Origin of the sequence: Duganella sp. S19_KUP01_CR8 (assembly GCF_036688705.1) — a bacterium.
Lineage (GTDB): Bacteria > Pseudomonadota > Gammaproteobacteria > Burkholderiales > Burkholderiaceae_D > Rugamonas.
This window is the reverse complement of record NZ_JAQQPR010000036.1, coordinates 45635-66079: the sequence shown is the minus strand read 5'-3', so window position 1 is coordinate 66079 and position 20445 is coordinate 45635. Positions and strand designations below refer to the sequence as shown.

Genomic DNA, 20445 nt, shown 5'->3' with positions numbered 1-20445 from the left:
GGCGCCAGGTCCAGCGTCAGGCCGGCGGTTTTGTGGTCGCTGGGCGGCGGCAGCGGATCGGGCGAGGGCTGCGGCGCCAGGCTGGCGGCCGGCGCGGCCGCGATCGGCTCCAGGCTGAGGCCGGACATCGGCTCGAGGTCCAGGCTCAGTCCGGGCTTGGCGGGCGCCGCCGGTTCCGGCGTCAGCGCCAGCACGTCATCGAACGCCTGCGACGGCTTGTCGGTCTCGTCGTCGCCGCCCGAGCTTTGTTTGGCGCGCTCGGCCTTCTTGAGCGCTTGCATTAATAGACTCATGATCCATTCGCCTTGGCTGGGGCGGGGGCCGGCGCGGCCTCGCCATAGGGAGCGTTGTCGGGTTTCTGGCCCGGCAGCAGGTAACGGTAGTCCTTGTAGTCGCCGTTGACGCTGGCGTCCTTCACCACCACCGGCCGCATGAAGATCACCAGTTCGGTCTTGGTGGTGTTTTCATTGCGGTGGGCGAACAGGTTGCCCAGCAGCGGCACGCTGCTCAGGACCGGGATGCCGTCCTTGGTGTTGTCGACCGAATCCTGCATCAGGCCGCCCATGACGGCGACCTGGCCGCTGGACACCTTCATCAGCGATTCCAGCTCGCGCGCCTGGATCACCGGCACCTTGCTGACCACGTTGGCCTTGGCCAGGTCCGGGTTGGGATCGTTGACATAGCCGACGATGCGGGTGATGGTCGGCCGCACGTTGAGCGTGACCTCGTCGCTGTCGGAAATCTGCGGCGTCACGCTCATGACGAAGCCGACCGGCACCGTCTCCAGGTGCGATTCATAGGTGGCCTGCGAAATCGGCGTGCCGGTCGAGCCCAGCACCGCCGGCGTGACCTTGATCGAGAAGAAGACGTTGTTGTCGACCACCTTCAGCAGCGCGGTCTGGTTGTTGAGCACGCTGATCTTGGGGCTGGACAGCACCTTGACCTTGCCGAAGGACTCCAGCAGCTCGATGGTGGCGGCGATATTGCCCAGGCGGCTGGTCGGATTGGTGTAGTTCAGCACGAACACGCCGGGATTGGTGGCGGCCGGCACGGTGGAGCTGCCGAGCGCGCCCTGGTTGAGCTTGAGCCCGCCCCTGGCCAGCGATTGCCAGTTGATGCCCTGCTGGTACTGGTCGCCCAGCCGCACTTCGATGATGGTGGCTTCGATCAGCACCTGGCGCTTGGCCGCGCCCAGCACGATGTCGAGGAATTCGCGGATCTTTTCGTGCTGGCGGCCGGTCGCGCGCACGGCGATCAGTCCGCCCTCGGCGTTGACGATGACCGAGGTGCGCTGGGCGTTGCCGTTGCCGCTGCCGGCCTTGGCGCCGCCGAAGGCGCCGGCGTCGAACGGGGTCTGCGGCTGGGCGGTTTGCGGCGCCGCGCCGGCGCCGCCGGCCGCGGCGGCCAGCGGGTCGACCGGATTGTCGCTCAGGTTGGACCCGCGCAGCATGTCGCGGATGTTCTTTTCCAGGCTGTACCAGAAGTTGTTGTCGGAACGGTTGTTGACCACGGTGGTCGAGTTGTTGCTGCCGTTGCCGTTGGCGCCGTTGTTGGCCGGCGCGGCGCTTTGCTGCGGCTGCGGCTGGCCGGTGGCGCCGGCCGGCGGCGTCGCGCTGAGGACCTGATTGGCGGAGCCGCCGCCGCCCCCGGTGGTGGAGATCTGGGTGGCGATGTTGACGCTGCTGACGGTGCTGCGGGCGATGTTGACGTAGTCGACCTTGTAGTTGCGCCATTCCGGCGTGTCCGGCAAGACCGTCAGCGTGCCGCCGCTGATTTCATAGCGCATGTCGACCTGGCGCTGGATGCGGTTCAGCAGCTGCGGCAGGGTCTGGTCCAGCGCGTTCAGCGTGACCGTGCCTTCGATGCCGGGATGGACGTCGACGTTCAGGCCGGCGTCGCGCGCCAGCGCGAACAGCAGCGACTGCACCGGCACCTTGTGCACGGTGACGCTGTAGGTCTCGACTTTCGGCGCGGCGGTCGGCGGCGGCAAGGCGGCGCTCTGCTGCACGGTCTCCGGGATGGAGCCGGCGGGACGCGGTGCTTCCGTGATGTGGGTAGGCGAAACGGGCAGGGGGTGGGTCGCGCAGGCGCTCAGCAACACGCTGCACACCATGGGGACGATGGGGGAGGCGAGTTTTTTCATTATTTCTTTCCGGCCCAGGGGGAATGCAGGATGTTGTGTATTTGCAATATAGACACCATGATCTTACAAATTCGGTGCTACCGCAAGGATGGCGCCGTAAATTGCCCAAATTAGCAGGACCGCGCAGGCCCCCACAGCAACAGCGCGCAGCGGGAAGTTTTGCCGCCAGCCGCGCCGGTGGAAGGCCGATTCGCGGATCGCCTGGCGCGCATGGTGGGCGCTGACCACGCTGGCGTCGGCCGCGTAGGCGGCCAGCAGGGCCTTGTCGGCCAGGATGTTGATGCGGCGCACGATGCCTTCGGAGCGCTCGGCGATCAGCCTGGCGGCGGCCGGGCTGAACACGGCGGGGCCGTCGTGGCCGGCCGCGCGCAGGCGGAATTCGAGGAACTCGCCGATCAGCGCCGGCGCCAGCGCCGGCACCTCGAAGCTGTGGGTGATGCGCTCCTTCAGCTGGCGCATGCTGGCCAGGGCCAGGTGCTGGTCCAGCTCCGGCTGGCCGAACAGCACGATCTGCAGCAGCTTGCTGCGCGCCGTCTCCAGGTTGGTCAGCAGGCGGATCGCTTCCAGCGTGTCGAGCGGCATGGCCTGGGCTTCCTCGACCAGCAGCACCACCTGGCGGCCCTGGCCGTGGCGGGCGATCAGGTCGGCCTGCAGGCGGCGCTGGACCTCGTCGACGCGCAGGCCGTGGCCGGCGATGCCCAGCTCGGCGGCGATGGCGTACTGCACTTCCTGCGGGCCGAGGTTGGGATTGACCAGGTAGATCACGTCGACATGGGGCGGCAGCTGGCGCTCCAGCATGCGGCACAACATGGTCTTGCCGGCGCCCACTTCGCCGGTCACCTTGACGATGCCTTCGCCGTGGCAGACCGCATACAGCAAGGCCTGCAGGATTTCGCCGCGGGTATTGCCGGAGTAGAAAAAGGCCGGATTCGGCGTGATGCCGAACGGCGATTCGCGCAGGCCGAAGTGGGATTGGTACATGCTCAGGCGATGCAAGCCAGGAAGGCTTGCTCCAGGTTGGCCGCGCCGTAGTGGCTGCGGCACGCGGCCGGCGAGCCGGCGTAACGGATGCGGCCCTCGTGCAGGATGGCCATGCGGTCGCACAGCTCGTCGACGTCGGCCAGCATGTGCGAGGTCAGGAACAGCGTGCTGCCGGCCTGGTGCAGCCGGCGCAGCTGTTGTTTGAGCAGCGCGCGCGCTTTCGGATCGAGCCCGCTCATCGGCTCGTCCAGCACGTACAGCGGCTTGCGCGCCAGCAGGCAGGCGGCCAGGCCGAGTTTTTGCGTCATGCCCTTGGAATAGCCGCGCACCGTGCGCTGGAGCGCGTCCGGGTCCAGGTCCAGCGCCTCCAGCATGGCGCGCACGGCGGCCGGGTCGTAGGCCAGGCCTTGCAAGGTCAGCAGGTAGCGGATGAAGTCGGCGCCGGTCAGGTAGTAGGGCGGGGTGAAGCGTTCCGGCAGGAAGCCCAGCGGCTGGCGGCTGGCCGGCCGCTGGTGCGGCTGGCCGAAGATGTCGATGGCGCCGCCGTCGAGGGCGCAGAAATCCAGCAGGCACTTGATCAGGCTGGTCTTGCCGGCGCCGTTCACGCCCACCAGGCCGAAGCATTCCCCCGCTTGCAGTTCCAGGTCCACGCCCTGCAACACGCTGGCCTGGCCATAGCGTTTGACGACTTGCTGGAAGCGCAGGGCAGGGACGGTCATGGAAGGTGGTGACTCTTGGGGCTGGGAAACGAACGACACTGTAGCGTATTCGTGCGAAGAAAGCGACACCCTGTCGCGCCGGGCGCAAGTCTGGCCTCGCAAGCGGCGGATTCTGCACTAGAATGGCCGCAAGCCGGCAGGCGGCGCAGATCACAAGGAGCGGGGATGGCAAGGCCAGAGAAAGTGCGGCTCGGGGAAATTTTGGTGCAGCAAAAGCTGCTGTCGGAGGAGCAACTGGGCCTGGCGCTGGCCGAGCAAAAGCGCAGCGGGCGCAAGCTGGGCCGCGTGTTTATCGAAAACGGCTATGTCACCGAGGAACAGATCGCCGGCGCGCTGGCGCGCCAGCTGAACGTGCCGTATCTGAACCTGAAGTTCTTCAACGTCAATCCCGAGATCGTCCGCCTGCTGCCGGAAACCCAGGCCCGCCGCTTCCGCGCGCTGGTGCTGGAGGACCGGCGCGGCGCGCTGCTGGTCGGCATGTCCGATCCGACCGACCTGTTTGCCTATGACGAGATCGTGCGCATCGTCAAGCAGCCGATCGAGCTGGCGGTGGTCAACGAGACCGAGGTGCTGGGCGTGATCGACCGCATCTACCGCCGCACCGAGGATATTTCCGACCTGGCGCGCGAGCTGGAGCAGGACCTGGGCGACGCCTCGGTCGACTTCGGCGCGCTGGCGGCCGCCAACGCCAATCTGGAAGAAGCGCCCATCGTCAAGCTGCTGCAGTCGGTGTTCGACGACGCCAGCCAGGTGCGCGCCTCGGACATCCACATCGAGCCGCAGGAGGGCCGGCTGCAGATCCGCTTCCGCATCGACGGCGTGCTGCACCTGCAAACCGAGGCCGACATCAAGATCGCGCCGTCGCTGGCGCTGCGCCTGAAGCTGATGTCCGACCTCGACATCTCGGAAAAGCGGCTGCCGCAGGACGGCCGCTTCGCCGTGCGCGTGAAAAACCAGCGCATCGACGTGCGGATCTCCACCATGCCGACCCAGTACGGCGAATCGGTGGTGATGCGTCTGCTCAGCCAGAGCAACACCCAGCTGCGGCTGGACGCGATCGGCATGCCGAAGACGATACTGGAAAAATTCCGCGCCATCGTCCAGCGCCCCAACGGCCTGGTGCTGGTGACCGGGCCGACCGGCTCCGGCAAGACCACCACGCTGTATTGCGCGCTGGCCGAGCTCAATTCGGTGGAGAAAAAGCTGATCACGGTGGAAGACCCGGTCGAATACCGGCTGCCCGGCATCAACCAGGTGCAGGTCAACGACAAGATCGAGCTGAGCTTCGCGCGGGTGCTGCGTTCCGCCCTGCGGCAAGACCCGGACATCGTGCTGGTGGGCGAGATGCGCGACCAGGAAACGGCCCAGATCGGTTTGCGCGCCGCCATGACCGGACACTTGGTATTATCGACTCTGCACACCAACGACGCGGCCAGCACGCCGCTGCGCCTGATGGACATGGGCGTGCCGCGCTACATGGTGGGTAGTTCGCTGCAAGCGGTGCTGGCGCAGCGGCTGGTGCGGGTGATCTGCGAAAGCTGCACCACGCCGTACGAGCTGACGCCGACCGAGCACGAGTGGCTGCGCATGGAGTTGCACGACAAGGTGGACAAGGCGCGCTACTTCCATGGCAAGGGTTGTTCGCATTGCAATGGCATGGGATATCGCGGCCGTACCGGCGTGTACGAGCTGCTGGAAATGACGCGCGACGTGGTCGATGCCGCCAACGACCCCGATCCCTCGCATTTCCTGCGGACGGCGGCGGCGCAGATGGCCGGCGATACCCTGCGCCGGCATGCGGTGGCGCTGGTGATCCAGGGCCGCACCACGGTGGCCGAAGCGATGCGCATCAGTAACCAGACCGAGGAGTGACGTGCCGTTCTATGCCTACAAGGCGCGCAGCGCGCGCGGAGAGTTGATGCAGGGCGTGCTGGAGGCGGCCGACAGCAACGCCGTGGCCAACCACCTGAGCAGCGCCGGCGCCATCCCGGTCGAGATCGCGCTGACCAACAAGGCCGCCACCGGCGGTGCCGGCGGCGAGGCCTGGTGGACCACGCTGTTCGAGAAAAAGGTGACGTCGATGGATGTGCAATTGTTCAGCCGCCAGATGTACACGCTGCTCAAGTCCGGCGTGCCGATCATGCGCGGGCTGGCCGGATTGCAGGAGTCGGCGATCAGCAAATCGTTCGGCAAGGTGATCAAGGACCTGCGCGAGTCGCTGGACGCCGGCCGCGAACTGTCGGCGGCGATGCGGCGCCATCCCACCGTGTTCAACGACTTTTACCTGTCCATGGTGCGGGTGGGCGAGATGACCGGCCGCCTGGAGGAAGTGTTCCTGCGCTTGTTCGACCACCTGGAGTTCGACCGCGAGATGCGCGCCCGCGTCAAGAGCGCCACCCGCTACCCGATCTTTGTCATCGTCGCCATGATCATCGCGATGGTGATCGTCAACATCTTCGTGATCCCGCAGTTCGTCAAGGTGTTCGAGAGCTTCCATGCCGAATTGCCGCTGATGACACGCCTGCTGATCGGCAGTTCCCGTTTCACCGTTAATTACTGGCCGCAGCTGGTGGTGGCCGGGGTGGGCGCGGTGTTCGGCTTCCGCTACTGGGTCAATACCAGCGCTGGCCGCTTCCAGTGGGACCGCCACAAGCTGAAGTTTCCGATCGCCGGCAAGATCATCCAGAAAGCCACGATGGCGCGTTTTTCCCGCAGCTTCTCGCTGTCCAGCCGCAGCGGCGTGCCTATCGTGCAGGCGCTGACGGTGGTGTCGCAGACGGTCGACAACGCCTACCTGTGTTCGCGCGTCGAACAGATGCGCGACGGCGTCGAGCGCGGCGACAGCATCCTGCGCACCTCGATGGCGGCCAATGTGTTCACGCCCATCGTGCTGCAGATGATCGCGGTCGGCGAGGAGTCAGGATCGCTGGACGATCTGATGGACGAAATCGCCCAGATGTACGAGCGCGAGGTGGATTACGAACTGAAAACGCTGGCCGCGCAAATCGAGCCCATCCTGATCACCTTCCTCGGCGCGCTGGTGCTGGTGCTGGCGCTGGGCATCTTTGTGCCGATCTGGGACCTGGGCAAAGTGGCGTTGCCGCACTGATGGGGCGCCTCGCAGCCAGCCGGCGAGCCGTCGTTCCCGCGCAGGCGGGAACCCATGCTGCGCCGGACATGACGCGGCGTATGGATTCCCGCTTGCGCGGGAATGACAGGTCCTGGAGTGTTGTGCGGCCACAACGACGGCGGGCCGGCGGTTTCACGCTGTTCGAGTTTGCCGTGGTGGCCTGCATTTTTGGCCTGTTGATGATGGTGGCGCTGGAGCGGGTGGCATATTACCGCCGCGCCGGCGACGAGGCCGGCGTGCAGGCTTTGGTGATCAATATGCGCAGCGCCTTATACGGCAAGGTGATGGCCTTGCAGGCGCAGGGCAGGGAACAGGAAATCGCCGCGCTGGCCGGCGCCAATCCGGTGGCCTGGCTGGAGCGCGTACCGGACAACTACGCCGGCGAATTGACGGCGGACTCAGCCAAAAATGTTAAAGCTGGCAACTGGTATTTTGATCTGGAGCAACAAAAGCTGGTATTCGTGAGGGGTGGGCAAGAGAATTTGTTAAATGGTGCCTCAAAGAATATTTGTTTCAAGGTAGAATCAATGCGCTTGCCCTCAAAAAACGCCAACGCAGAGCGCCAGCCGGGAAATGATCCTGGTATCGCGCTAAATGAAGTCGCTCAATAGTTGCCGCTGCCGCGCTCCGCCGCAGTTTGGCGTTGATGATCTTTTCTTAGTCAGGTCTGGAGTCTCAAATGCAAACCAAACAAGCACGCCTCATCCGTTCGCGACCACAGCAGGGCGGCTTTACGCTGATCGAGCTGATCGTGGTGATCGTTATCCTGGGCATCCTGGCCGCCACCGCGCTACCGAAGTTCGCCGGCCTGGGCGCCGACGCCCGCACCGCCAAGCTCAATTCGGCGCGCGCATCGATCCTGAGCGCCGCCAATATGTACCATGGACGCTGGCTGGCTGCTGGTTCGCCGGCTACCGGGACCACGGTCTTCGATGGGAATGTCACCGTTGACAATACCACCGGCTACCCGAACGTCGCCAGCATGACGAACGCCCTCACCCTGACCGACTTCGATCTGACCGATGCCGCCACCGGCGTCTTTTACAGTGACGCATCCCACAAAACGGGGTGCTCCGTCACTTATGCGGCCACGTCGGCCGGCCCCACTGCGGTGGTCGCCAGCGGTAGTTGCTGACGCAGCGTCCATGACCGGCCGGAGATGGGCGTGACAGGTCCGGCGCTACGGCGCCGCATCCGGTCCCCGGGGCCGGGTGGCTTCACCTTGGTCGAACTGGTCGTCATCATCGTGGTGCTGGGCATATTGGGCGCGGTCGCCGCGCCGCGCTTCTTCGACCGCAAGGGCTTTGATGCGCGGGCCTATACCGACCAACTGCGCGCCCTGCTGCGCTACGGCCAGAAGATCGCCATTGCCCAGAGCCGCAACGTGTATGTGCGGGTGAACGGCGCCAGTGTCGCGCTGTGCTACGACGGCCTGTGCACCGCTCGCGTCACGGCGCCGGGCGGCGCCAACAGCGGCTCCAGTGTGACGCAGTCCAATTGCGGCAACGTTGGCACATGGGCCTGCGAAGGCGTCCCCAACGGACTGACGCTGTCCACCGCCCTGGTGTTCTATTTCGACCCCACCGGCCAGCCTTTCGCGGCGGTCAACGTGCCGCCCACGCTCACCTCGACCTTTGCCGACCTGGTGCTGTCGGTCGCCGGTGACGGCGGCTCGCACAGTGTGACTGTCACCGCGGTGACCGGCTATGTCTATTAAACCCATCGCGCGCGCCCAGGCGGGCCTCAGCCTGGTGGAGCTGGTGATGTTCATCGTGATCGTTGGCATCGCCGTGGTCAGCGTGCTGCAGGTGCTAGGCATGGGCGCGCGTTCCAGTCCCGACCCGATGCGCCGCAAGCAGGCGCTGGCCGTTGCCGAGGGCTTGATGGAAGAAGTGCGGCTGGCCCGCTACACGTTTTGCGATGGCAGCGATCCGAAAGCCGAGGATCCAACCACCGACAGCCCCGCCAAATGCGGAACGGCGGAAGGTGTGGGCCAGGAGGCCGGCAATAGCCGTCCCTACGACAACGTCAACGATTACGTGAACGCCTTCGGTACGCCGCTGGCCTACACCACGGACGCCACCGGCAACGCTTTCCCTGCCGGCTACACGGCCACCGTTTCCATCGTCCCGGACAACACCCTCGGTCCGGCCGGCGCCCAGATTGCATCCGATGCCACGGCAGCCAATATGAACGTGCTGCGCATCACCGTGACGGTCAGCTACAGCGGCGGCGACAACGTGGTGCTGGACAGCTATCGTACGCGCTATGCGCCGAGGTCGCCATGAACGGACTGCGAAGCGCGCGCGGTTTCACGCTGGTCGAAGCCATCATCGTCATGGTCGTCACCGGCATCCTGGCCGGCATGGTGGCGGTGTTCCTCAAGACGCCGGTGCAGAACTACGTCGACACGGCGGAGCGGGTCGACATGACCGACGTCGCCGACCTGACGCTGCGCCGCATGACGCGTGAACTGCGGCTGGCGCTGCCCAACTCCGTGCTGGTGTCGGCCGACCGCCGCACCCTGCAATTCCAGCTGACCAAAACCGGCGGCCGCTACATCGACGTTGGCGACTCGCCGCCGGCCACGCTGCTGCCGCTGGACTTCAGTCCGGCCGCCAGCCTGCAATTCGACATGGCCGGCGCCGCGCCCACCGGCCGCCAGCAAATCCTGGCCAACGACTGGATCGTGGTGTACAACGTCGGCGTGGCGCCGGCCGACGCCCGTACCTTTGGCAATGCCGCGCGCGTCACGGCGGTGGCCGGCACGCGCATCACGCTGGCCAGCAATCCATTCGCGACCGCGTCGCCATCGATGCCGTCGCCGAACTCCCGTTTCCAGGTCGTGAGCGGCACCGTCACCTATGTCTGCGTGCCGGCGGCGGGCGGTGGCGGCACGCTGACGCGCAGCTTCACCAACCAGATTATCGGTTTGAACGGACTGGGCGCGCCACCGTTCGGGGCCCCGGCGTTGCTGGCCAACCTGGTATCGAGTTGCAGTTTCGATTACACGGTGCTGGCCAATACCAACGCGGCGCTGGTCAGCTTGTCGTTGGCGCTGGCGCGCAGCAACGGCGAGAGCATCAACCTGGCACGCCAGGTTCACGTGGATAACACACCATGACGACGATCCGCACAGCGCCACGGCGCGCCACCGGCCTTTCCATCGTCACCGCGTTGTTCCTGGTGGTGGTGCTGTCGGCGCTGGCCGTGGCGATGATGACCTTGAACACCACCCAGCAGACCAGCTCGGCATTGGACTTGCTGGGCGCGCGCGCCTACGAGGCGGCCCGCTCCGGCGTCGAGTACGGCCTGTACCAGCAGCAGATCAACAGCAGTTGCGTGGCCAGCCGCAGCTTCACGCCCGGCGGGACCTTGTCGGCCTTTACCGTCACGGTGCAGTGCACCGTCAACGCCACCCCCGGCATGGGCGCCAGCATGAACCGGATCGTCGTCACGGCCACCGCCTGCAACCAGCCGGCCGGCGGCGCTTGTCCGAACGCCGCGCCCACCAGCCCGGATTATGCCCAGCGCACGGTCACGGTGCAGTTCTGAGGAGGCGACCATGCGAGCGACCATCCATTCCCCGAACCCCGCGCTGCGCTGGCTGGCCTGTCTGCTGGCGCTGCTGTGCTGGCTGGCCGCCGGCGCGGCGCGCGCCGATTCGCCGATCACCTTGTTCAAGAGCTTTGCCGGCAACGTCAGCTTCACCGGCGCCCAGACCACCATGCGCGCCAAGGACAACGACACCGATCCCTGCGCCCTCAAGAACGGCCAGCAGCAGCTGAAGTTGTCTGGCGTGCCGCACGGCGCAACCATCCTCAACGCCCAGTTGTATTGGGCCGGCTCCAGTTCGACCCCGGACTACGACGTGACCTTCGACGACGTCGCCGTGACCGCGCCCAGCAACCGCCGCTACACCTCGGCCACGGTAGGCTATGATTTCTTTGCCGGCGCGGTGGACGTGACGGCGCAGGTGATCGCCAAGGGCAATGGCAACTACAAGATCGACGACCTCAACATCAATAACGGCAGTCCCTACTGTGCGGTGCAGGGCGTGCTGGGCGGCTTCCAGCTGCTGGTGGTGTACTCGGATCCCACGGAAACGTTCCGGGTGCTCAACGTCTACGAAGGTTTCCAGTACATCCGCAATTCGGCCGTGACGCTGACGCTGGCCAACTTCAAGATCCCCACGCCGATCGGCAGCCTGACCGGCAAGATCGGCCACATCACCTGGGAGGGTGACACCACCTTGTCGGGCGGTGGCGAAATCCTGCGCTACAACAGCGTCGAGATGGTCGATGCGCTGAACCCGTCCGGCAACCAGTTCAACTCGGTCTCCAACATCGATGGCGACACCAAGTCCTACGGCATCGATTTCGACGCCTACACCGTCGCGTCGCCGACCATCAAGGCCGGCCAGACCTCGGCCCGCAGCGACTACCAGTCCGGCCAGGATCTGGTGTTGATGAACGCCGAGGTGATCGCCGCGCCGAATGTGCCGGCGGACGACCGCGCCGTCTCGATGACCTTGCAGACGCCGCTGCAGCCCTCGCAGGTCAGCAACTACATCATCAGCGTCAGCAACAACGGCCCGCTGACCGAGGGCGGGCCGACCACGGTGGTCGATGTGCTGCCGGCCGCGCTGATCTTTTCCAGCGCCACCGGCACCGGCTGGAATTGCAGCATGGCCGGACAAAAGCTCACCTGCACCTACAGCGGCGCGATGGCGGCCGGCGTCACGCTGCCGCCGATCACGCTGCGGGTGACCACGGCCGCCGCCGCCAGCGGCCTGGTGACCAACAGCGCCACCGTCAGCGGCCAGCTGTTCGACTACTACGACGGCAACGACACGTCGACCGTCAGCTCGCTGGTGGGCGCGTCGGCGTTCACGCCGAGCTATGTCTTCACCGACCTGCCATGTGAAAACGGCCTGGCGTTTGGCAATGCGGGACAACTGTGCAAGCTCATCGATTTCACCACCGTGCAATACCTGGCCAACAAAGACATCCCGGTGTACCTGACTTTCGTGGTGTCGAACGTGCCGACCGCGCTGTCGAACTCGGATAGCACGATCCAGATGAAATATGCCTTGTCCTGCCACGACCCGATCCAGGATGCCGGCGTGCGCGCCACCTTCGCCAAGGTCGGCGGCGCCGCCAGCACGCTGCCGCTGTGCGCCAGGTCCGGCGCGCTGCCGGCGCAGAACTCGTCCACCTGGACCGGCCTGAACAACGTGGTCATGACCGGCGGCAAGGCCAGTTCGGCCGACCAGTACAATTTCCACTACGCGGACGTGGGCCGCATCGAGTTCCTGGTCAGCGACAATACCGCCCGCTTTGGCACTAGCGGACCCTTCGTCGAGCGGCCCGAGCGGCTGGTGCTGGTGGCGCCGGCGTCCAACCTGGCTGGCACGCCGGCTTCTCCCACCGATCCCAAGTTCGTCACCGCCGGCACGCCGTTTAGCCTGACGGCCAGCGCGCTGATGTATGGCGGCGCGGCGGCGCCCAATTTCGGCAGGGAGAGCACGCCGGTGCAGATCCAGCTGATCACCAAGGCCGCCAAGGACCAGACCGGCGACCGGCTGGACGACATGCACGCCGGCCCCGGCGACCCGCCCAACTCGCTCGACCCCACCGATCCGGAGGCGGAGCTCGTTTTGAGCGGCAGCTTCGGCGCCTTCAGCGGCGGCAGCGCCAGCGGCAGTGCGTTTTCCTACGCCGATGTGGGGGTGCTGGAGATTACGCCGAAGATTCTCCCGCTAGCCCCTGCCACCACAGGGAACTATCTTGGCACTGGCGACGTGCAGTCGGTATCGATCAACGTCGGTCGTTTCGTGCCGGACCATTTCGATACGGTGCTGACGGGCCTGATGGCCTGCGATCCGGCCGGCATGAGTTGTCCGGCCTCGGTGAGCGGCATGGCGTATTCGCGCCAGCCGTTTGCGACGAGAGTGACGGCGTATAACTTGCAAGGCGCCGTCACGCTCAACTACCGGCGCACCCTGGCGCGCGCGGTGCAATTGTCGGCCTGGTCGGCGCCCGGCACCGCCACCACCGCCAACCCGCCTGCCGCGCCGGCCGGCTCGGCGCTGAGCGCCAACAACATCGCCGCCACCGATTTCGTCATGGGCGTGGCCAGCGCCAGCCCGCTCTACACCTTGCCCAACGCCTATGTCGCCACCGCGCCGTACGCCAACAACTGGGTGCCGCCGACCATGGTGTATGTGCGCGCCACCGAGACCGGCACGCCCAACGACGGCGTCAGTTCGCTGCGCACAGGGGCGGTTGAAGGCGGCGTGGCGGTGGTGGCCGGCCGCCTGTTCGTGCCGAATGCCTACGGCTCGTCCAGCCTGTCGGTGGCGCTGGCATTGGGCGCGCAATACTACGGCCAGAGCACCGTCGGCGGCGCCACCGTGCTGGCCTGGCGCAACAACGCCAGCGACAGCGTGACCGTGGTGACGCCGGCGACGAACTTCCAATACGCGAGTTGCCTGCTGGCCTGTCCGGCGCCTGCGCCCAATTCGGCGGCGTCGTTGACGATGCTGTCCGGTGCGGCCACCGCCGCGCTCAAGGCCGGCAGCACCACCGGCAAGAGCGGCGCCAACGTTACCGTCATCAACGGGCCGGTTTGGCTGCCGACCAGCCAGGGGCGGGTAACCTTCGGCGTTTATCGCAGTCCGGTGATTTTCTTGCGGGAAGTGTATTGAATCCGCGTCACTTTATTTGGGTTCCGAGCAATAAGAGGGCAAACTGGAGGCAAGGCTGGAAATTGACACGGTAGTGCAATGAAACTTGAATATAATCAACGATGTGCGGCGATTATTGAATCTCGTGCTTAATCATTTGAGACAGTCGGATGCGTTTATTTGGAAAAGCGGAGAAAAAGAATGGCTGGCTGGCGATCGGCCTGACGGCGGACGGCGTGCAGGCGGCGGCGATCGAGCGCCGCGCCGGCGGCTTGCCGCGCGTACTTCTGGCCACGTCCTACCCCGGCCAGGCCGACCAGGCCGGCGCCAGCCTGGCGCGCCTGGGCAAGGAATTGCAGGCCGGCCGCTATCGCTGCACCACGCTGCTCGGCGCCGGCGGCTACCAGCTGCTGATGGTCGAGGCGCCCAATGTGCCGGAAGCGGAACTGAAGACCGCGCTGGGCTGGCGTGTCAAGGACATGATCGATTTCCCGCTTGAGCAAGCCACCCTCGACGTGGCGATGGTGCCGCAAGCCAGCGGCTCGAACCAGGCGCGCCAGGCGTTCGCGGTGGCGGCCCGCAACAGCGTGCTGCAGCCGTACCAGCAGCTGTTCGCCGACAACAAGATCGCGCTGTCCGCCATCGACATCGGCGAAATGGCGCAGCGGAATATCTCGGCGCTGCTGGAGCCGGAAGGACGCGGCCTGGCGCTGCTGGCCTTCGACGCCGACGGCGGCCTGCTGACCGTCAGCTATCAAACCGAACTTTATCTGGCGCGCCGCATCGACATCACCCTGAACCAGCTGCTCGATCCCGACACGGACCGCGTGCAGCATCTGCACGACCGCATCACGCTGGAGCTGCAGCGCTCGCTGGACCACTTCGAGCGGCAGTTTTCGTCGGTCGCCGTGGCCAAGCTGATACTGGCGCCGGTGGGCGAGGGCGCCTTGCGCGCCTATCTGGCCAGCAATCTGTACCTGCCGGTGGAACAGCTGGACTTGGCCAGCGTGCTGGACCTGGAACAAGCGCCGGTGTTGCAGGACCCGGCGCAGCAGGCCGGCTTCCTGCGCACCCTGGGCGCGGCCCTGCGCGAGGAGGCGAGCGCATGAGCCAGCAAATCAACCTGTTCAGCGCCGCCAGCCAGCGCAAGACCAATTACGCCGGCACGCCGGTGCTGGTGGCCGGTCTCGGCGTGCTGGTGCTGGTCTTGACCGGCATGTCGGCGTTGGCCAAAGCCGAGCTGGCGGCGCTGGAGAGCGAGGCCGCCACCGTCAAGGCCGGACTGGACCGTGGCGAGGCGCGCCGGACCGCCGCCACCGCCGCCTTCGTGGCGCCGCGCAAGAGTGAAGCGCTGCAGCAGGAACTGGACCAGACCGGCGCGCAATACCGCAATCTGCAACAGGTGGCGGCGATATTGGAGCAGGGACAGCCGGGCGCGACACGCGGCTATTCGGCTTACTTCCGCGCCTTCGCGCGGCGCGGCGTGGAAGGCTTGTGGCTGACCGGCGTGACCATCCAGGGCAGCGGCGACGCGATCGGCCTGCAGGGGCGGGCGCTCAAGGCCAGCCTGCTGCCGGGCTATCTGAACGGCCTGGCCGGCGAGGCCGTGTTGCGCGGCAAGACCTTCGGCCAGCTGGTCATGAACGAACCCAAGCCTGAGGCCGCGGCCGCCGAGGCCGCTTCGGCATCGACGTCGGTGGCGCCGCGTTATGTGGAATTCAGCCTGCAATCGGCCGCCGCCGGCGAGCGCGGCAAGGTGGAGCAGCCATGAAAGCCTATTGGATCAGATTCGATACCTGGCTGATGGCGCTGAGCCAGCGCGAACGCCTGATGGTGGTGGGCGCCACGGCGGCGATGCTGGTGTACCTGGTGTTCCAGCTGGTGCTCGACCCGGCCTACACGCGCCAGCGCACTTTGCGCGCCACCATGCAGCAGCAGCGGGTGCAGATTTCAGGCATCGATTCCGAGCTAATGCAACTTGATGTGGCCGCGCGCCGCGACCCCGACCGCGAAGTGCGCGAGCGGCTGGCAACGCTACAGCGAGACAGCGCCGACTTGCGCACCAAATTGCGCGGCGCGCAAAAAGGCCTGGTCGCGCCGGACCGCATGGGCGCACTGCTGCAGCAGATGGTGCAAGGCCACGGCAAGCTGCGCCTGGTGTCCTTGAAGACGCTGCCGCCGCAAGGCACGGTGGACGGCACTTTCGCCGCGCTGGACGCGCCGGAGCCGGCGCCGGCGAAGGCAGCCCCGGCACCACAACTGACGCCAGCGGCCGTGTTGCAGGCGGCAGCGGCCTCGGCCAAGCAGCAGACCGCCGGCGCCGCTCCCGCCAGCACGCCAGCGGCAGCACCCGCAGCCCCAGCCGCGCCCACGCCGCTGCTGTACCGCCATGGCGTGCAGCTGGTGCTGCAAGGCAGCTACCTGGAGATGATCGATTACCTCGAAGCGCTGGAAGCCATGCCTACCCAGCTGCTCTGGGGTGCCGCCGCGCTCGACGCCGGACAATTTCCCCAGGCCCGGCTGACGCTGACCCTGTACACCCTGAGCCTGGACCAGAAATGGATAGCACTATGAACCGCCGGCTGACATGGCTGCTGCCGCTGATACTGCCGTTGATGCTGGCGCTGCCGGCGTCCGCGCAGAAGCTGGCCGACCCGACCCGCCCACCGGCCCAGATGGCCGCGCCCGAAAGCGAGGCCGCAGCGGAAGGCGTCGTGGCCGGACCGCGACTGCAATCGATCCTGATCGGCCGCGCGCCCGGCGGCCGCCGGCTGGCGGTGATCGACGGCGCCACCCTGCGCACCGGCGGCAAGGTGGGCGACGCGGTGCTCGAACGCATCAATGACAATTCGGTGGTACTCCGCCGTGGCAAGAATCTGGAAACCCTGACCCTGTTTCCCAAACCGGCCGAGGCCGCTGACCCGACAGGGAAAACTAAATGATCAAACGTAAACACGCCCTGCACCAATTGATGCGATGGGCCGGCATATTGGGCGCGGCCGCCGCGCTGGGTGGTTGCCAGACCCAGGCGCCGCGCGACACCTACAACACCATCGACCAGCAGGTGCGCGAGGCCGCCGCCAAAGCCCACGCCCAGTCCGCCAGTTCGGCGGCGGTGGAGGCGGCGCTGCTGCCGCCACCGGCCGCGACCATGGCGGCCGAGCTGCCCAAGGCGCGCACGGTGATGGAGGAGCGCTTCAATGTGTCGTTCAACCAGGTGCCGGTGCAGCAGTTCTACAATTCCATCGTGGCCGGTACGCGCTATAACATGCTGATCCACCCGGACGTCAGCGGCACCGTGACCGCCAACCTGAAAGACGTGACGCTGTTCGAGGCGCTCGACGCCGTGCGCGAGATGTACGGCTACGACTACAAGGTGGAAGGCACGCGCATCTACATCCGGCCGCTGACGATGCAGACCCGCATCTTCCAGGTCAACTACCTGAGCGCCTCGCGCAAGGGCACGTCCAATGTGCGGGTGTCGTCGACGTCGGTCAACACGGTGGGCTCGGTGGTGTCCGGCCAGAGCGGGCAGAGCGGCAGCGGCGGCAACAGCCAGGGCAACCAGCCGCAGCAGCCGGGGCAGGGCCAGCAATATTCAATGGAAGACTCCAGCAACGTCAAGACCTCGTCGGCCACCGATTTCTGGACCGAGCTGAAGGAGGCATTGGTGGCCCTGGTCGGCGGCGTCGGCGAAGGCCGCAGCGTGGTGATCAGTCCGCAGTCGGGCGTGGTGGTGGTGCGCGCCTTGCCGGAACAGCTGCGCAGCGTCGACCAGTATCTGAAGGCGACCCGCCTGGCCGTCGAGCGCCAGGTGATCCTGGAGGCCAAGATCCTCGAAGTCCAGTTGAACAGCGGCTTCCAGAGCGGCATCAACTGGGCCAGCTTCGCCTCGTTCGGCGGTGGCGGCAGCAATCGCTTGTCGGCTGGCTTCCTGGCGCCGGGCACCGGCCTGGCGCCGCTGCCGGCCGGCGGCGGCACGCCGGCGCCGCTGGTCAGCGGCGGCACGGCGGGTATCGGAGCCATCACCGGTTCCGCGCTGGCCAACGCCGCCAACAACGCCGGCTCGCTGTTCGGCCTGGCGTTCCAGACCAGTAATTTCGCCGCCATGATTTCCTTCCTGGAGTCGCAGGGCTCGGTGCACGTGCTGTCCAGCCCGCGCATCGCGACCATGAACAACCAGAAGGCCGTGCTGAAGATCGGCACCGACGAGTTCTATGTGACCGGGGTCAGCACCACCACCAACTCCAACGTCAGCGGCAACACCACCAGCCCGAACGTGACCTTGCAGCCGTTCTTCTCCGGCGTGGTGCTGGACGTGACGCCGCAGATCGACGACGAAGGCAACATCATGCTGCACGTGCATCCGTCGGTCAGCCAGGTGTCGACCGTGAACAAGATCGTCAACCTGGGCAGCGCCGGCTCGCTGCAACTGCCGCTGGCGGCGTCGAGCACGTCGGAGATGGACAGCATGGTGCGCGGCCAGGACGGGCGCATCGTCGCCATCGGCGGCCTGATGCGCCAGTCCAGCGTCGACGACAACAGCCAGGCGCCCGGCATCAGCAGCCTGCCGGTGGTCGGCGCCTTGTTCCGCAACACCGAGCGCAGTACGCAGAAGCGCGAGCTGGTGGTGTTGATCAAGCCCACCATCGTTGATGGCGCGGCCAGCTATGCGCAGGATCTGGACGACGCCAGCCGCCGGGTCCAGCAACTGGCGCCGCCTGCCGGAGGAGGCAAATAAATGTACCAGGCCCATTTCGGCTTGGGCGAGATGCCGTTCGGGATCACGCCTGACACCAGCTTCTTCTTCACCAGCCCGCATTCGCAGCAGGCGCTCAACACGCTGCTGGTGGCGGCGCGCAGTGGCGAGGGCTTCATCAAGATCACCGGCGAGGTCGGCACCGGCAAGACGCTGCTGTGCCGTAAATTCATGGCGACCCTGGGGCCGGGTTTTGTCACGGCCTACATCCCCAATCCCTACCTGGAGCCGCGCACGCTGATGCTGGCGCTGGCCGATGAACTGGAGTTGCCCTTGCAACGCGACGTCGACCAGCATCAGTTGCTGAAGTCGCTGACCTTGCGGCTGATGGACCTGGCGCGCGAAGACAAGCAGGTGGTGATGTGCCTGGACGAGGCGCAGGCGATCCCGCTGGAGAGCCTGGAAGCCTTGCGCCTGCTGACCAACCTGGAAACCGAGAAGCGCAAGCTGTTGCAGATCGTGCTGTTCGGGCAGCCGGAGCTGAACCAGCATTTGCAGACCAACTCGATCCGCCAGCTGGCGCAGCGCATCACTTTCCACTACCACCTGGGGCCGCTCAGTCGCGACGATCTGGAATATTACCTGGCCCATCGGCTGCGCGTGGCGGGCTATACCGGCAGCCGCTTGTTCAGCCGCAGCGCCATCGGCCGCCTGTTCAAGGCCAGCGGCGGCATACCGCGCTTGGTGAACATTATGGCAAACAAGTCGTTAATGCTATGCTTCGGCGAAGGCAAGCAGCAGGTGACGCGGCGTCATGTGGATATGGCGGCGGTCGATACCGTGCCGTCGAGGGCGGGCTTGCGGTGGCAATGGCTGATGGCCGGCGTCAGTTTGCTGATCGCCGCATGCGGCCTGACTTGGGCGTTGACGAAATGAGTTTGATTAATAAAATGTTGCAGGACCTGGATGCGCGCGGCGGGGCGGGCGATGGCGCATTGCGCCAGCAGCAATTGCTCGCGGTGAGCGGACAGGTGCGCGACAAGCGGCCATTGATCATCGGCGGCGTGCTGGTTTTGGTGACGGTGGTGGTGGGCGGAGGCTGGTATGGCTGGGAATATTGGCAGGCCCATCGCGCTGCGGCGGCACAGCCCGCTGCCGTGACTGCCGCGCCGGTCAAGGCGCCCGAGCGCGCGCCGGCTCCTGCAACCGCACCAGTCCAGGCTAGCGCGCCAGCGCCGGCCGAGGCGCTGAATCCAGTGCCAGCGCCAGTGGAAGCGTCGGCGCAGGCTCCGGCTGGCCACACGGCCCCGGCGGCTCCTGCTGGCGAGCGCGTGTCGTCAAGTGCACCTGCGGCGGCGAAAGTCAAAGTCGCGGCGATGCCGGATATGGAAGCGGCCGAAGCCGCGCCACGCAAGCCCGCCGCAGCGCCGGTCGAACGCAAGCCGGCCCGCCAGGCAACCACCCGCAGTGCCGACGATACGGTCGGCGTGGGCACGATCACGCACGACATCAGTCCGCAGCAGATGGCGGAAAACACCTATCGCCGCGCGCTGGTGGCCTTGCAGGAAGGCCGCATCAGCGCCGCGCTGGCCGACCTCGACCGTGCGCTGGAAATCGATCCGCGCAACGAAGCGGCGCGCCAGACCAACATCAGCCTGCTGCTGGAACAGAAACGCAATGACGACGCCGTGCGCCAGTTGCGCCTGGCGTTGGGCATCGATCCGCGTCAGCCCGGGCTGGCGATGGTGTTGGCGCGTTTGCAGTTGGAGAAGGGCGGTCCGGCGCTGGAAACCCTGATGACGACCTTGCCGTACGCCGGCAGCAGCGCCGAGTACCAGGCCTTCCTGGCCGGTGTGCTGCAACGCGAGCAGCGCCACACCGAAGCGGCGCAATATTATCGCGAGGCGCTGAAGCTGGCGCCGCGCAACGGCGTCTGGTGGATGGGCCTGGGCATTTCGCTGCAAGCCGACATGCATCTGCCGGAAGCGCGCGAAGCCTATCGCCGCGCCCGCGCCTCGAACGGCCTGTCGCCGGAGCTGCAAGCCTTCATCGACCGCAAGATCGATTCCCTGTCGCGTTAGCTTG

The 20445-nt window shown here is 66.3% G+C and carries 19 protein-coding genes and 1 pseudogene; 16 read left to right on the top strand and 4 right to left on the bottom strand.

Annotated elements, in window-relative coordinates; translation table 11 throughout:
* From V6M89_RS27140 to V6M89_RS27125, 4 genes and pseudogenes are all read right to left on the bottom strand, one after another.
* A pseudogene (locus V6M89_RS27140) lies at positions 1-293 on the bottom strand (tetratricopeptide repeat protein); the annotation flags it as partial.
* Positions 290-2143: a pilus (MSHA type) biogenesis protein MshL gene (gene mshL / locus V6M89_RS27135; RefSeq protein ID WP_332856134.1), complete on the bottom strand. Its 1854-nt coding sequence runs from the start codon at positions 2141-2143 to the stop codon at positions 290-292. The gene mshL (V6M89_RS27135) and the pseudogene V6M89_RS27140, both read right to left, overlap by 4 nt.
* A 63-nt stretch (positions 2144-2206) precedes the next feature.
* Positions 2207-3124 (bottom strand): ExeA family protein, encoded by a 918-nt coding sequence (locus tag V6M89_RS27130; RefSeq protein ID WP_332856133.1) that lies wholly within the window; start codon positions 3122-3124, stop codon positions 2207-2209.
* Positions 3125-3126: 2 nt separating this feature from the next.
* Positions 3127-3843, bottom strand: a complete 717-nt coding sequence (locus V6M89_RS27125) for an ABC transporter ATP-binding protein (RefSeq protein WP_332856132.1) — start codon at positions 3841-3843, stop codon at positions 3127-3129.
* A gap of 165 nt (positions 3844-4008) precedes the next feature.
* On the opposite strand from V6M89_RS27125, the gene V6M89_RS27120 reads away from it, so the two are divergent.
* The 16 genes from V6M89_RS27120 to V6M89_RS27045 all read left to right on the top strand — a co-directional run bounded on the left by V6M89_RS27120 (position 4009) and on the right by V6M89_RS27045 (position 20441).
* The gene (locus V6M89_RS27120; RefSeq protein WP_332856131.1) at positions 4009-5715 is read left to right on the top strand and encodes a GspE/PulE family protein; all 1707 of its coding nucleotides are present in this window, start codon (positions 4009-4011) and stop codon (positions 5713-5715) included.
* Between the two features lies 1 nt (position 5716).
* The gene (locus tag V6M89_RS27115) at positions 5717-6952 is read left to right on the top strand and encodes a type II secretion system F family protein (protein WP_332856130.1); all 1236 of its coding nucleotides are present in this window, start codon (positions 5717-5719) and stop codon (positions 6950-6952) included.
* 80 nt (positions 6953-7032) lie between these two features.
* Positions 7033-7584: a type II secretion system protein gene (locus tag V6M89_RS27110; RefSeq protein ID WP_332856129.1), complete on the top strand. Its 552-nt coding sequence runs from the start codon at positions 7033-7035 to the stop codon at positions 7582-7584.
* Between the two features lie 68 nt (positions 7585-7652).
* A complete protein-coding gene (locus tag V6M89_RS27105; RefSeq protein ID WP_332856128.1) occupies positions 7653-8108 on the top strand; it encodes a type II secretion system protein in 456 nt (151 codons plus the stop codon).
* A gap of 24 nt (positions 8109-8132) precedes the next feature.
* Complete coding sequence (locus V6M89_RS27100) at positions 8133-8690, top strand: prepilin-type N-terminal cleavage/methylation domain-containing protein (protein WP_442882005.1); 558 nt, start codon at positions 8133-8135, stop codon at positions 8688-8690.
* Positions 8680-9261, top strand: a complete 582-nt coding sequence (locus tag V6M89_RS27095) for a hypothetical protein (protein WP_332856126.1) — start codon at positions 8680-8682, stop codon at positions 9259-9261. The genes V6M89_RS27100 and V6M89_RS27095 overlap by 11 nt, the downstream gene beginning before the upstream one ends.
* Positions 9258-10097, top strand: coding sequence for a type II secretion system protein (locus tag V6M89_RS27090; RefSeq protein ID WP_332856125.1), 840 nt, complete (start codon positions 9258-9260; stop codon positions 10095-10097). Before V6M89_RS27095 ends, V6M89_RS27090 begins: the two co-directional genes overlap by 4 nt.
* On the top strand, positions 10094-10528 hold the full coding sequence (locus V6M89_RS27085; protein WP_332856124.1) for an agglutinin biogenesis protein MshP: 435 nt from the start codon (positions 10094-10096) through the stop codon (positions 10526-10528). The genes V6M89_RS27090 and V6M89_RS27085 overlap by 4 nt, the downstream gene beginning before the upstream one ends.
* Positions 10529-10538: 10 nt before the next feature.
* Positions 10539-13682, top strand: coding sequence for a DUF6701 domain-containing protein (locus V6M89_RS27080; protein WP_332856123.1), 3144 nt, complete (start codon positions 10539-10541; stop codon positions 13680-13682).
* A 149-nt stretch (positions 13683-13831) separates the two neighbouring features.
* The gene (locus tag V6M89_RS27075) at positions 13832-14770 is read left to right on the top strand and encodes an agglutinin biogenesis protein MshI (protein ID WP_332856122.1); all 939 of its coding nucleotides are present in this window, start codon (positions 13832-13834) and stop codon (positions 14768-14770) included.
* The gene (locus V6M89_RS27070; protein ID WP_332856121.1) at positions 14767-15432 is read left to right on the top strand and encodes an MSHA biogenesis protein MshI; all 666 of its coding nucleotides are present in this window, start codon (positions 14767-14769) and stop codon (positions 15430-15432) included. The genes V6M89_RS27075 and V6M89_RS27070 overlap by 4 nt, the downstream gene beginning before the upstream one ends.
* Positions 15429-16235, top strand: coding sequence for a type II secretion system protein GspM (gene gspM / locus V6M89_RS27065; protein ID WP_332856120.1), 807 nt, complete (start codon positions 15429-15431; stop codon positions 16233-16235). Before V6M89_RS27070 ends, gspM begins: the two co-directional genes overlap by 4 nt.
* Positions 16220-16603, top strand: a complete 384-nt coding sequence (locus V6M89_RS27060; protein ID WP_332856119.1) for an MSHA biogenesis protein MshK — start codon at positions 16220-16222, stop codon at positions 16601-16603. The genes gspM and V6M89_RS27060 overlap by 16 nt, the downstream gene beginning before the upstream one ends.
* Positions 16600-18402 carry a pilus (MSHA type) biogenesis protein MshL gene (gene mshL, locus V6M89_RS27055; RefSeq protein ID WP_332856118.1) on the top strand — a complete coding sequence of 601 codons (1803 nt, stop codon included), beginning with the start codon at positions 16600-16602 and terminating at the stop codon, positions 18400-18402. The genes V6M89_RS27060 and mshL (V6M89_RS27055) overlap by 4 nt, the downstream gene beginning before the upstream one ends.
* A complete protein-coding gene (locus tag V6M89_RS27050) occupies positions 18403-19296 on the top strand; it encodes an ExeA family protein (RefSeq protein WP_116990963.1) in 894 nt (297 codons plus the stop codon).
* Positions 19293-20441, top strand: coding sequence for a tetratricopeptide repeat protein (locus V6M89_RS27045; protein ID WP_332856117.1), 1149 nt, complete (start codon positions 19293-19295; stop codon positions 20439-20441). The genes V6M89_RS27050 and V6M89_RS27045 overlap by 4 nt, the downstream gene beginning before the upstream one ends.
* The last annotated feature ends 4 nt before the right edge of the window (positions 20442-20445 follow it).